Origin of the sequence: Leminorella grimontii ATCC 33999 = DSM 5078 (assembly GCF_000439085.1) — a bacterium.
Classification (GTDB): Bacteria; Pseudomonadota; Gammaproteobacteria; order Enterobacterales; family Enterobacteriaceae; genus Leminorella; species Leminorella grimontii.
Genome location: NZ_AUUA01000012.1, coordinates 20706 through 34846, shown reverse-complemented (window position 1 = coordinate 34846; position 14141 = coordinate 20706). Strand labels below are relative to the sequence as shown.

General features: G+C 56.5%; 6 protein-coding genes and 1 pseudogene. 3 read left to right on the top strand and 4 right to left on the bottom strand.

Annotated features, from left to right (window positions below):
• Positions 1–31: 31 nt before the first annotated feature.
• The 4 genes from G544_RS0113375 to G544_RS0113360 form a co-directional block, all read right to left on the bottom strand.
• Entirely contained in the window at positions 32–340 is a 309-nt protein-coding gene (locus tag G544_RS0113375) for a DUF6506 family protein (protein WP_027275079.1), read from the bottom strand.
• A 62-nt stretch (positions 341–402) separates the two neighbouring features.
• Complete coding sequence (locus tag G544_RS21380; RefSeq protein WP_027275078.1) at positions 403–1221, bottom strand: helix-turn-helix domain-containing protein; 819 nt, start codon at positions 1219–1221, stop codon at positions 403–405.
• Positions 1222–1298: 77 nt separating this feature from the next.
• Entirely contained in the window at positions 1299–1745 is a 447-nt protein-coding gene (locus G544_RS0113365; protein ID WP_027275077.1) for a DMT family transporter, read from the bottom strand.
• Positions 1742–2260 carry a GNAT family N-acetyltransferase gene (locus tag G544_RS0113360; RefSeq protein WP_027275076.1) on the bottom strand — a complete coding sequence of 173 codons (519 nt, stop codon included), beginning with the start codon at positions 2258–2260 and terminating at the stop codon, positions 1742–1744. The genes G544_RS0113365 and G544_RS0113360 overlap by 4 nt, the downstream gene beginning before the upstream one ends.
• Before the next feature lie 49 nt (positions 2261–2309).
• On the opposite strand from G544_RS0113360, the gene G544_RS0113355 reads away from it, so the two are divergent.
• From G544_RS0113355 to G544_RS0113345, 3 genes and pseudogenes are all read left to right on the top strand, one after another.
• Complete coding sequence (locus G544_RS0113355) at positions 2310–2882, top strand: helix-turn-helix domain-containing protein (protein ID WP_036024105.1); 573 nt, start codon at positions 2310–2312, stop codon at positions 2880–2882.
• A gap of 752 nt (positions 2883–3634) precedes the next feature.
• Positions 3635–3779, top strand: a pseudogene (locus G544_RS22735) (IS1/IS1595 family N-terminal zinc-binding domain-containing protein); the annotation flags it as partial.
• Between the two features lie 342 nt (positions 3780–4121).
• Positions 4122–14108: an autotransporter outer membrane beta-barrel domain-containing protein gene (locus G544_RS0113345; RefSeq protein ID WP_027275073.1), complete on the top strand. Its 9987-nt coding sequence runs from the start codon at positions 4122–4124 to the stop codon at positions 14106–14108.
• The last annotated feature ends 33 nt before the right edge of the window (positions 14109–14141 follow it).

The window sequence follows — 14141 nt, the reverse complement described above, 5'->3', positions numbered from 1 at the left end:
ATCGGGCTGCGCCACGGTAAATGATATGAGGCTATTTAAACAGGCTATCTCCGCTCTGGTATTGAAGGCCGGGATGAGCGTCAAAGCGAACGACGCCGACGGCGGCTTTACCGTCAACCGCCCGTTTTACTTCGGCTACGCCTTCAGTGCCGAACCCGCCGCAGAGTTCGATAGCGACGATGCCTTCGTCATTGACCAGTTTCTTAGCCAGCTCGCAGGCCGCACGGTAGTCGTTTACCGCACAGGTGGTGACGCTCACGCTGTCGGTGCTGACTTCGCTGCGGTGAATGCTGGCGTTCCCTTCCGGGCTTAAAAATAGAAAAGCGGCTTTAAGCGACATAGTGACTCCTTATTGTTTGAACTTAACGTTAATCGTCAGGCGCAATGCGCCTCTGACGTCGTTCAGCTTACGTTTTGGCGTGAAGGAGTATTGTAAAAATGCGAACGGAAGTTGCTTTCCTGAAGAAAGCGGGAGGGCGTATCGCCGATAAAGAAGCGGAAGTCCTTAATAAAGTGGGACTGATCGTAATAGCCGTATTCCAGCGCTGCGCTCAGGTAGTCTTTTTGCCAGTGTAGCAGCAGGTGGCGGGTGAGCTGTTCTACGCGGATGATGCGCTGAAAGTGCCTTGGCGCTACGCCAAAGTGGTTTTTAAACGTTTTTTGGAAATAGCGTTCGCCAAAGCCTGAAAGCTCAACGAGATCGCGCTGGGTGATGTGGCTACACTGGTAATACATTCGGCGAGCGGCTTCATCCAGCCAGACATGGCGCTCTTTTCTGTTTAGCGTCAGTTGGTGAAGCAGAAAGCGCTCAATCATTTTAACCTTATCGTCTACGCGAGGCGTTTCCCAAAGCCTCTGTTCCAACTCGGCGGCGCTTTTCCCCCAAACCTCTGACGGGCTAAGGCTGACGTCAATCAGCTCGGTTTCGGCCAAAGGGCAAAAGTGGCGCAGCGCGCCGGTGCGAAAGCGGACGGCGATAAAGCTTATGGGCGCGTGGGCGTGGAAGCGAAAGGCGGCGTCTCTGGGCAACAGCAGCGCGCTGGTTTTACGCTCGCTTTCTTTGCTACCCGGACGCGTGATTTCTACGGGCCGCTGATAGAAAAACATCTCCCCGCCGCAGCCCGGCAGCAGCGGCGGCAGGTTGGCTTCTTCCTGCCACGACCAGTAGCGGCTGATATAGCCGCGAAGCAAGGGGGAGGGATAGAGTTCGGTGAGCTTCATCCGTGGTCTGCTGTCTTCTTTATTCCATTTCAGCCATAAGTAGCATATTTAGCGCACGACTGAAAGCGGCGCGCCGTTCACCGCCCTTGAGCGACCAGCCAGGTTCCTATCACCAGTAAAACGGCGCCGGCAATCGGGGCAGCAAGGCGAGAAAGGTCAACTTCGTCGCTTCTAACGATGTCCATCACCAGCCCGCCGACGAGCTGGCTGGCGACCAGCAGGCTGATGGTCGCGGCGGCGCCCAGATAGCGGTAGCCGCTGATGCTGGCGAAGACGAAAAACGCGCCAAGGAGGCCGGGGATAAGCATCCACCAGTGGAGGTTCATGAAGACGGCCTTAAAGCCGGACGCGCCCTCTTTGCCGATAAGCAGCGTGGAAATAAGCGTAATGCCGACCAGCGCGTTTAAAAACATAGCGACCAAAACGGTGGACGATGAGAGCGTGATGCGCACCATCAGCCAGTTTTGAAAAACCAATCCAATGCCGGCGGCGATGGCGAGGGCGATGACGAGTCCCTGATTCATTTCGCGGGCTCCGGGCCGTCGCGTTCATCAAGCCGCAGCAGCATAAAGGTTAAATCCAGCCAGCGGCCGAACTTTGCGCCGACTTCCGGCATGCGCGCCGTTTCGATAAATCCTAACTGACGATGCAGATACAGCGACGCGGCGTTTTCGGACTCAATGCCTGCAACCATCGCGTGCTTGCCGAGGCTACGGGCGATCTCTATCAGGCGGACCATCAGCGTTTTTCCAATGCCTTTTCCGTGATGCTCCGGGTGAACGTATACTGAGTGTTCTACCGTATAGCGATAGCCGTCAAAGGCGCGCCAGTCGCCGAAAGAGGCAAAGCCTACGACGCGTCCGTCTTGTTCTGCGACGATAACCGGATAGCCTGCGTTCTGTCTTTGCTGCATCCAGGCAATACGATTGGGCGCATCAACTACGCTGTCGTTCCATATGGCCGTTGTGTTCAGCACCGCGTGATTATAGATGTTGGCGATGTCCGCGCAGTCCTGTTCCTTTGCATCACGGATAAGCATATTTTTTACTCTTTGATTTCCACTATAGTGATATGCCATTATTAATATAATGGACAATCTAAATCAACAAATCTGTGCAAGAATCAAAATCGAGCGAGAAGCCCGCGGTTGGTCGCTTGCCGAACTGGCTCAGCGCGCCGGCGTGTCTCGTGCGATGGTGTATAAAATCGAACGGGGGGAGAGCAGCCCTACGGCTACGCTGCTGGGCCGTCTGTCCGGCGCGTTCGGCATCAGCATGTCTACGCTGATTGCCCGCGCTGAAATACGCGAAGGCAGGTTGTTGCCCCGTGAGCACCAGCCCGTCTGGTGCGATCCTCAAAGCGGCTACCTGCGCCGCCACGTTTCACCGCTGTCGGAATTTCCTCTGGATATGGTTGAAATCGAGCTTCCGCCGGGAACAGATATCCCTATGCCCGCCTCCGCTTACCTAAACTCTCACCACCTTATCTGGGTGCAGCGTGGAGAGCTGGTGTTTATCGAAGGGGATGCGCGGCATGAAATGGGCGCTGGGGACTGCCTTGAACTTGGCCCGCCGAACGACTGTGCGTTTAAAAATGAGAGCAAGGACGTCTGCGTTTATCTGGTAGTGCGGTTTAATGGGCAAAAGGCTGCTGTCGTCTGATTTTCATTGTCTTGCTTCCATTCGTTGCGCCATTTATAACGATATAACGCTTTCGAACGCCGTTTCTTCCTGCCGGGATTAGGAGAGGGGGCATCTTTTGCCTGGGCGCGCGCCAGGAATGGATCAAAGTAGCTATATGGTAAGAATTAATTGCCTTTCTAGCTCATCTGCCGTGCGGCACTGCCTAGGTTGTCGTATAACTCAAAGCGTTCATCACTAATATCAACGCCTTTCTTTATGCTCAGATACTTTTTATTAATGAATTCTATATCCTGTGCTTTTTCTTATAAATAAAGTGGCCTTCACGTATTACGGTCGGGTTTTCTGAAGTGTTATCTGATTTCCTAAAATCTAAATGGGTTGTTGTTTTTGTTATTGTGGATATATGTAACGTTAATGCCTTGTTTTTATATTATCCTCGATCTTTTCTATTCATTTTTTGATATAAACAATATTTAATTTTGTTTATATTGTTTAATTGATATTTTCAGTCTTAAAAGGTTGTTTGATCAGGTTAAATCGATCTATTATGTTGCTTAGTGAGGGTGAGACTATCCTTATTGTCTTTCCTTCTACCTCCGTTTTTTGCGGGTTTTAGTATGCACAAATGGAGTTTTAATACGTGTATATTTCGGCGGCTAACTCATTTATATGAGTTGCTGTTCGGCCTGTTTGTCATTTTTTATCACGTAGGAAAAAGTACGTCCATCGTATTGTTAGGGTGATATATGGCAAGGAATGCATACAGATTAATGGCGGCGCCGGAGTGTAAATACTGCGGAAAAAACGACCGAGTGTGTAAGCACGGGCGAGGAAAAAGCGGTTTGCAACGCTATCGCTGTGAAAATTGTCAGCGGACTTTTCAGTCCAAATACATATATCAGGCTTATCAGCCCGAACTCCGGCAGGAAATTATATCCCGCTACCTTACCGGGGAATCCGTCTTTGAAATAAGCCTAGGCGTAAAAGTCAACGCCGAGACGGTAAAGCGCTTCCTGCATCAGGAGCAGCTTATTCATACCCCTTAATTCAAGGATTGGCGCCAATAAGAGGAGCCGCAATAAAAGGAATTTACATCATTAACAACTCTTTTCTTATCCCCAACTTAGTCTGACGCCGACTCCATAGTGGGCTATGGGGCTTTGTACGTCTCTGAGCGACGAATTAAAAGCGGACGGCCAGGCAGGGAGTTCGCACACCTTTTGATGTTTGAATCAATACCGTAGATGGACACTAAAAATGAATAAAATATACCGCATCATCTGGAACAGTACGCTAATGCAGTGGGTGGTCACCTCCGAGCTGGGTCGGGGAAAAATCAAGCGCGCTGCCAACAAAACGTTGGCCGCAGTAGCTCTGGGACTGTCGTTGGTTTCAGCAGCACAGGCCAGCAGCTGTAACTCCGTCACAATGGTTTGCGATCTGGACAGCAACTGGTCGTTTTCGACCAATAATTACGGCGCGGGATCGGTGACTATCTCGGACGGGCAGAGCTATCGCGTAAACGGGCCTTCTTCCTACTCTTCTGCATCGGGCAGCTATATCACCTTTAGTACGATAAATCAGATGATTGCCGCCGGATATATAAACGCGGCACCGCTTCCCGCTGGCGAAATCCAGGTTAATTTAGGTTCTAAAAGCAAGAATATTACGGTTATCGATCCTATTACTAATTCTTCTAAAGTCGTCTCGGTTTATGACGCCACGGCTTTTAAGGAATTTGAAAGCGGCTATTCCAACGGCGGTTTTGGCATGGCTAAAACCGGCCCGGTGGACGTCTACTACCAAACCCGGTTTGCCACCGTCACGTCAGGGGCGGCCGATATTTATGCCGATGGGGTAAACTTTATCGGCGCACACAGGGATACCCAGTTAGTTTACGTCGATAGTACGTCGACCAACCAGTCAGCGGAAGCGACTTGGAACTCAAAAAACTCGGTCTCTTTTTCTACTGAACCCGACTATTCCGCGTCGTCAGCCCAAACTCAAACTGCGGTAGCGAGAAAAACGACCTATAAGGGAAGTTTTTCTGCTTTTGACGGCAGCTCCGTCGCCGTGAACTCCCTTGGCGATCTTAAAACCTACAACGACTGGTTGACGGCTAAAGTGCAGTCCGGTGCGCTTGCTGCGAATCAATATGATGTCGAGCTGTCGAAGGCTTACACTACCGTCGCCACCAACTATACGATCAATAAAGTGCCAGCCGGTGTGGATCCGATACTCACCCTTCCCGCCAACGTAGTGACGGTATTTATGGCCAACGGTGACAAGGCGACGGTGCGCCTGTCCGAAACCGGCAAAATTAGCGGCGATATTCGCGGGCCGGGCGTTGGCGTCATTAACGCAGGCGTGTTCAGGTTGCTCAACGGCGCGACGGGCATTAATGATGGCGAAATCGAAACGACTCACTATACGGCTACCGTTTTATCGGGCTCTCATTTTCTCAATAACGGTACGTTGACGACGGGGACTCCCAACAGTGGAGTGTCTGGATTTGGCGTTTATGTATCTGGTGCGGACAGCCTGTTTACCAATAGCGGCATATTGAACGTGTCCCCAGCTTTCTGGAGCGCAACGTCAAATGGTGGCGCAATGGGGATCTCCACGCTTAACGGGGGGCGAGCCGTCAATAACGGCACGATGAATATTGGCATTACCGCCGGTAATAAGGGCAATGCGGTTCTGGGCTACGTATACGGTGCGCGAATTGACAATCAGGGCAGCTTTACCAACGGCGCTAACGGCGTGATGTATATCGGCAGAGCTAAAGACGGCAGCGACGTTTATGCTGCTAATAGTTCCACCGCCATTCGCGTTAATGGCAGTACGATAGGGACAGTTGATAACCAGGGTGAAATTGTTTTAGGTTCGATGGCCGAAGGCGCGTTTGGCATTCTTGCGGTGAGCGGCGGTTCGCTGGATGTGACTAACAGTGGTGCCATCACTCTCTTGGGCGATGGCGGCGGCGGGCAGTTTATTCCTAAAGAAAACGTCGGCATTCAGGCACAGAGCAACGCTAAAGGACTCAAAAATACGGGCCTGATTGATATTCAGGGCATCAATGCCATTGGCATCAAGACATTAAGCGGAGGACAGGTAAGTTCAACCGGCCAGATTAATATCACCGGCGGCGCCGATCCGTCCACCGGCCTGCGCAACTACGGGGCTTGGTCTGAAGGGGCGAACTCGCTGGTCGACATCTCGGGCACTGTCAATTTAAAAGGCAATGGCGCGATTGGCGTTCACGCCCGTAACCAAGGCTCGATCGGTCTGTCCGGCAACGGCCAGGTGACCTTTGCCGACGGTGAGAATCAGATTGGCTATTACGTTTACGGCACGGGTTCCAAAATCACCAACACCAGTTCCGGTACTCAGGACGTTACCACCAATAACTCTACTTTGATGCGTCTTGACGGCGGGGCGTCGTTTACCGGTTCGGCGGCGGCTACCTCTACGATGTCCGCTTCGGGGGAGGGCTCGACCGTAATTGTCGCTACCGGTAACGGTACGACGGTGGATTCCGGCGGCATGACGGTTAACGTCAACGGTAAAAATGCGACGGGCTTTCTGGTGGAAGGCGGTGCTACGGGAACTATTGGCTCAACGGCCACCATTAATCTGTCAGGCGTTGGGGCGATAGCAGGGATTGCCGACGGGCAGGGCTATGACCTGACCGGCGCTGAGCGGGTGATGACTGACGCTGAAAAGCAATCTACTAAGCTGACTGCCGGTGCGGATCTTAGCTCGTCTCTTGACGGCGTGGTGGGCTATATCGCTCGTAATCTGGCGACGCTTACCAACTCTGGCAACATTACCTTCAGCGGAACGGGAGCCACCGGTATTCAGGTCGAAGAAGGGGCGGTTGGCGCTAACAGCGGCAATATCACTCTAGGCGGTGCGGGAAGCGTTGGTCTGTCGGCTTCAGCCGCGACGTTGGCAACCCGCCTGAGCTCAACGGGCAACATTACCCTTAACGGCGATTGGGACGGTGCGAACGACGCGACCCGGGCTACCGGCGTCATGGCCAGCGGCAGCCAGGTGAAGGTGACCATTGGCGACGGCGTCAACGCGGCGGCGGTTAGCCTCAATGGGGCCGGGACGGTCGGCGTTCACGCCTCTCAGGGAAGTAAGGTTACTCTCAATGACGGAGTGGCGGTCAACTTCGACAGCGCCAAGTCCGATCAGATTGCTTTCTGGATTGACGGCGCAGGTTCAGCGATAGAGACCCTGGCGGGCGGTACCCAAACCCAAGTAAGCGGCGACGGAGCGACGCTGTTTTACGTCACCGATGGAGCGACGATGAACGGCGACCTGAATCTGAAGCTTACCGGCAAAACCGGCAGCGACAAGGTGACGTCAGGCATTCGAGTCAGCGGTACGGGTTCATTGGCTACGCTTGCCGGCGGCAGTCAATTAACCATTGGCACCAATGCCACTGGCGTGCTGGCGGAGAACGCTGGACAGGCAGTGATAGCCGCCGGCGCGGCGTTTAGCGTCAGCGGCGACAACGCGGTGGTGGGTAAAGCGACAGGAGCGGGTAGTACGGTAGAGAACCATGCCACCGTAACCTCGCTTACCGGCAGTTCCGGTTCAACCGCCTTCCTGGCGCAGGACGGCGGTACCATCAACAATCAGGGCAATATCAACCTGTCTCAGGGCGGCGGCCATACGGCGATAGATCTGGATAACGGCCACGTGGTCAACACCGGAGACATTCAGGCCAGCGGCACGGCCATTCATATCAAAGGCGCGGACAGCACCATCAGTAACTCCGGCACTATCGAGGCGGTAAACGGCGTGGCGGCGATTCACGTGGACGCGGGCGCTGGGCTAAATCTGAGCGCGGTGTCCGGCAGCGGTACAATCGTAGCTAAGGGCACTGCGGACGGCATTTTGCTCGATACCGGCGCGCTAAGCCTGAACGTCGCCAACACGATTATCGATATGAGCGACGCCTCGGCCAGCGGTATCGGCATTCACAACGTGGCGGGGATAGAAGGAATATCGTTGGACAACACCCACATTAAAGTGGGGGGGACGGGTATTGGCATCAAGACCGGCGCGTCGTTAGCGAGGACTAACTCCGGCACGATTGACGTCACCAACGGCACGGGCATCCTGTACCTGAACGAGAACGGCAGCGCGGTAGCCGCTAACTTGGACTTCTCTGATTCAGCGAATTTGACCATTAACGTGAGCGGCAGCGGTATCGGCGTGAAGGCGACGTTGGACGGCAACGACCGCGAGGTGAACACCGGCGCGAGCGTTAATGTACTTAGTGCGGCGGGCGGTTCGGCAATAGACGTGAGCGGCGCGAAGGCGGTGTCTAACTCGGGCAACCTGGTATCGCAGTCGACGGTCAGCTCCGGCAACGTGCTAAATGTGCATGATGCGTCCACTATCAGCAACAGCGGCACCATTCAGGCATCGTCGTCATCCATTGCAGCCATCGCGATGAGCAATTCCGGCAATAAAACCTTCACCAACACCGGTACCATCGTAGGTAAGCTGGACTTCACCAGCGGCAATAACGCCCTTAACCTGAGCGGCGGCTCGATTGACGGGAATATTCTTGCCAGCGGCGGCGCCAACGTGCTGAAGGCGACCGGTGGCTCGACGCACGCCGGTGACGTGGTTCTGGCGGGTAATCAGGTTAACACGGTTGAAGTGAAAGAGGCCTCTACGCTGGGCGACCTGACGATGAGCGGCACGGCCAACCACCTTGTGACGGTGAGCGGAGGCTCACGCTTGGGTAATTTAACTCTGGGCAACGGTGACAACACGCTGACCGCCAGCGGCGGTGCGACATTGGGGGATAGCCTGCTGGGTGACGGGGATAATACGATAACCCTTAGTGACACCACTGCCGGAGGCGTGGCTGCAGGAAACGGCAACAGCTTGCTGACGCTGGCGACGGCGGTGCTTAGCGATATCGCGCTTGGTCACGGCGACAACACCGTCAACGCCTCGGGCGCGACGACGATGAACGACGTGACGTTCGGCGACGGTGATAACGTACTGACCCTGACAGACACGGCGGTCGTTAACGGTTCGATTGCCGCAGGGGCAGGTAAAAATATCGTCACGCTGTCTGATAACGCTCACCTCAACGGCTTTGTCGGTGCGGCAGGCGGCGAGCATCACGTCACGGTGAAAGACGGCGCTACCTTCGACACCCTGGATGCGGGTACGGGCGGCAATGCTGACAGCCTGACCTTCGACGGCGCGGACTATACGCTGGCCAATACGGCAGACGTTCAGCACTTTGACCGGCTGAATCTGGCGAATGGCGCAGCTTTTACCACCAACCAGCTTATTCAGATGGGCGATACCGCCACGTCCTCGGGGCAGATTGCCATTGACGGGGCGTCTTCACTGGTGCTGAACCCGGCGTCTACCTATACCCTCAATCATGCTCTGAGCGGGACTGGTGTCGTTGACGTGCAGTCAGGCACCGTCTTTGACTTCGGCGCAAACGTCGGCGCGCAGTTTGCGGGCACGGTGCAGATGAACAGCGATGACTTTGCGCTGTCGGGCCTTAACGCCACGGCGTTGACCAAAGCCATCCTGTCGGTGATGGGCAATAACACCACCACCGTGGGCAGCGGAGTACAGACCATTGGCGGGCTGACCTTTAGCGGCGGTACGGTGGACTTCGGCGTGAATATTCCAAACGCGTCGGTTGCGGCTAACCGCATTGCGGCGACGTCACTTGACGCCAGCGGCGTCGGTAAGGTGATGATTAACCACAGCAGCTTTGACAACGCCGCGCCGGCCATCCCAAATCAGACCAAAGGGCTACTGGACCAGCAGGTCGAGACGCTGGTGCAGCTGGCTTCAGCAACGTCCGTCACCGGCGAAGGGGGCAACCTCCAGCTGGTTGACGAGAGCGGCAGCGCTATCACCAACGCCACGGCAACTGACCTGTTACAGAACGGCGTACATGCGGCGGACGCCTACTACGACTACCGCCTGACTACCAAAGATAATGGCGGGACGGCCAACGGCCTGTACGTGGGCTACGGCCTGACGCGTCTTGAACTATTGACCACCGGCAGCAGCCAGTTGGTTATCGATACGGCTGCCAGTAACGAAAAAACGCTGTCGGCCAAGGTAACCGGCAGCGGCGACCTGGGGATTATCGCGGGTAACGGCGCAGACGCGCTGACCCTAAGCAATCTCGACAACGGCTACACCGGTAAGACGGACGTTCAGAGCGGTACGTTGATAGTAGGCACTGACAACGCGCTGGGGCAGACGTCCGAGCTTGCGCTGGCGGCGGCCACCACCGTTAATCTGAACGGTAAGACCCAGACCATCGGCGCGTTAACCGGCACTGCTGGTTCAACCCTGAACTTTAGCGGCGGCAGCCTGACCTTGACTAACGGCGGCGCGTCGTCCGGTACCTTAACCGGCAGCGGCAACCTGACTGTCGCAGGCGGAACGCTTGCGGTGACTAACGCCAATACCGGCCTGAGCGCAACGACGACGGTGGATGTCGGAGCCGAGGCGCTGCTTAAGGACGTACAGTCTTTAGGCGCAGGTAGCGTGGTAGCTAACGGCGACGTGACGCTGGATAACGCCGACGGTACTTTTGCCAATGCGCTCAGCGGTAGCGGCGCGCTGAACAGCCACAGCGGCAGCGACGTGCGCCTGAGCGGCAACAACGGCGGCTTTAGCGGCATCATGGATATCGATGCGGCCTCCACGCTGACGGTCAGCGAAACCAAACACCTCGGCGGGGCCTGCGGCATTCAAAACGCTAATCAACTTGTTGTCGATAACGCGCTTTCGATGACGCTGAACGCTATCGTCAGCGGGACCGGCGACCTGGTTAAACAAAACGCGGGCACGCTAACGCTGAATGGAACCAACGTTTACTCCGGCAAAACCGACATTCAGGCTGGCACGGTGGCTATCTCTGCCGATGCCAATTTGGGCGACGGCTCCGCCACCAACCTGACGGTGCTTAACGGCGGCAATCTGCAAATCACGGCAGACCTGACCAGCGCGCGTAACGTAACGCTGAATCAAAGCGGCAGCGTTATTGTTGACGGCGGCGTAGCGGCCACCATGAACGGTTGGGACGACCTGGGCAACGGCGCCAGCGCCATCACTAAAGCGGGCGATGGCACCCTGATTTGGAATGGCGACAACAGCGCCAATACGGCGAACGTCAACGTGAATAGCGGTACTCTGCAAATCGCTGAAATGGATAATTTGGCGAGCGGTACCGGTACGGTGAATCTGGGAGCAAGCGGTACCTTATCGGTGCTTAAGACCGCAGCCTCCGATCTGGACTTTACCCGCGAACTTACGGGCGGCGGCATCCTGAAGGTCGATTTGGGTAGCGGTACGAATGACTTTACTTTCAATGCCAGCGCTTCAGGCGGCAACTTCAGCGGGACGGTGGCGATGGACGACGGCCGCTTTGTGCTGGACGCTAACGCGGATGCCGCGATGGGGTTGGCGACGCTGCAACTCAACGGTTCGGGCAGCAAGCTTGGCAGCATGAAGCTTGACGGTTCCCACGCCATCGGCGGGCTGGTGATGGACGGAGGCCAACTGGAAGTCGACTACAGCAGCAGTGATCATCGTCCAGAGGGGCATCTGACGGTCGACAGCCTTGACGTAACCGGCGGCGGTACGCTTGCCGTCACCACTCCGGCCAATCTGCCAAATCCTCTGCCCGTGACCGGTACATCGCTGTTTGACCAAGACGATGAGGTACGTGACCAAATCGTGGCGGCGACTACGGTCAACGGCGACGGTACGCAGCTGGCGCTAACCCAGACAGACGGAACGCCGATAGCGCCGGACACGGTGGTGGGGCTGGTACAAAACGGTATTACGGCGGGCAACGCTCATTACAACTACTTTGGTGCGGTGAGGAGCGACGGGCTGTATCTGGGCTACGGTTTGACTCAGCTGGATGCCTTTGCCGGACAGTCGGTGATCTTAAGCAACGCAGGAGCAACGGATAACAAGCTTGGCGCGAAGCTTACCGGTGACGGCGGCTTTACCGTCAACGCCACGGGTACAGTGCGCATCGGCAACGCGGCCAGCGACTACCGAGGAGCTACCGACGTTAACGGCGGTACGGTGGTGCTGATTACCGACAACGGCTTTGGCCAGACGTCGAGCCTGAATATGCAGAGCGGCGCGGGCGTGGACCTCAACGGCAACGTGCAGACGGTGGGGCAGCTTAATTCCACTACCGGCTCTGTGCTTAACCTTAACGCGGGCGAGCTGACCGTAAGCAACGGCGGTACGGCAGCGGGTACTCTGACGGGCGGCGGCCAGCTGACTCTGACCGGCGGAACGTTAAGCGTCACTCAAAATAACGGCAGCCTGACGGCGGCCACCGATATCCAAAGCGGCGCGACGGCAAGGCTGACCAAACCGCAGGGGCTGGGGTTGGGCGACATCAGTCTGGCAGGCCTGCTTAATCTGGATACGGCCAGCGGCACGCTGTTCAACAACCTCAACGGCGGCGGAGAAGTTCTACTGACCAATGCCGCTGACGTGTATTTGGGCGGCAACAACCAGAACTTCGACGGTAACTTCACTACTACGGCGGGGACTACGCTAACGGCTACCGCTGCCGCCAATCTGGGTGACGGCACGGTGAATAACGCGGGTTCCTTTGTACTGGAAACCGATAGCCTGTGGACGTTGACCAATGCGGTAAGCGGCAGCGGAACGGTGGTCAAGCGCGGTACAGGAACGGTCATTATTGATGGAGACAACGTTCAGGCCGGGTTGACGTCTGTAGAAAATGGCGTGCTGCAGCTGGGCAACGCCACGGCAACCGTCGCCAACCTTCAGAGTCACGTTACCATCGGCCAGTATGGCGCGTTGGGCGGCTACGGCACGGTGACGGGCAACGTGACCAACGCGGGTAATCTGGTTATGGGCCACGCGCTGACCGGCGCGGGTCAGGGTACGTTCACCATTGACGGCGACTATGTAGGCAACGGCGGCACGGTAATATTCAATACCGATCTGGCGGGAGACAGCTCTTCCACCGACAAATTGATGATTACCGGCAATACCAGCGGTTCCAGCAAAGTATCGGTGGTCAGCGCCCGGGGAGAAGGGGAACAGACTGAGAACGGCATCAAGCTTATCGAGGTGCAGGGGGCATCTAACGGAACCTTTGCGCTGAGCGGCCGCGCAATAGCCGGAGCCTACGAATACTTCCTGTATCAGGGGGGCGTAAGCACGCCGGACGACGGCGACTGGTACCTGCGTTCGTCGCTGTACTCACCGGATCCGGATCCGTCCATCTACCGCCCGGAGGCAGGGGGCTACATGGCCAACATGGCGGCGGCCAACCGGCTGTTTACGCTGCGGCTGGCGGACCGTGAGGGCAGAGCGGAGAACTCCAGCCTGTGGCTGCGTCAGGCGGGCAGTCGCCAGCGCTATCACGACAACAGCGGGCAGTTGAATACCTCGACCAACAGCTATGTGATACAGGGCGGTGGCGAAATCAGTCATATCGATACGTCCGACAACGGCCGCGCCGGGCTGGGGGTGATGCTGGGCTACGGCTATGCCAAGAGCAAAACGGATTCACAGAAGACCGGCTATCAGGCGGACAGCTCGGTGAAGGGCTACAGCACCGGCCTTTACGGCACCTGGTATCAGGACGCCAATACGCTAAACGGCGCGTACGTGGACAGCTGGGTGCAGTACAGCTGGCTGGATGCGGAGGTGAGCGGCCAGCAGGTGGCGAGCGAGTCGTACGACATGGACGGCTTCAGCGCCTCTATAGAGGCGGGCTACCGGATGCCGGTCTACGAGAGCGCCAACGGACGGGTTTACCTGACGCCGCAGGGGCAGGTGACGTGGAGCGGGATAACGGCGGACACGGTGCGTGAAGCTAACGGCACGAAGGTGACGTCGAGCGGGGATAACAACGTGCAGACGCGGCTGGGCTTGAAGGTGTCGCGCGACGGCGTGAGCGATATCGACAAGGGCAAGGAGAAGCTGTTCACCGTCTATGCCGAAGCGAACTGGCTGTACAACAGCGAGCAGGCGGGGGCGACGATGGACGGGGTGACGGTAAGCCAGGCGGGCAGCCGTAACGTGGGCGAGCTGAAGCTGGGGGCCGAGGGGCAGCTGAACCGCAATCTGAACCTGTGGACCAACGTGGCGCAGCAGCTGGGTGACAAGGGCTACAGCGACACGGCGGTGACGTTGGGGGTTAAGTACCGGTTCTAGGTTATCGGCAATGTGATAAGTAAAGAGGGAAGG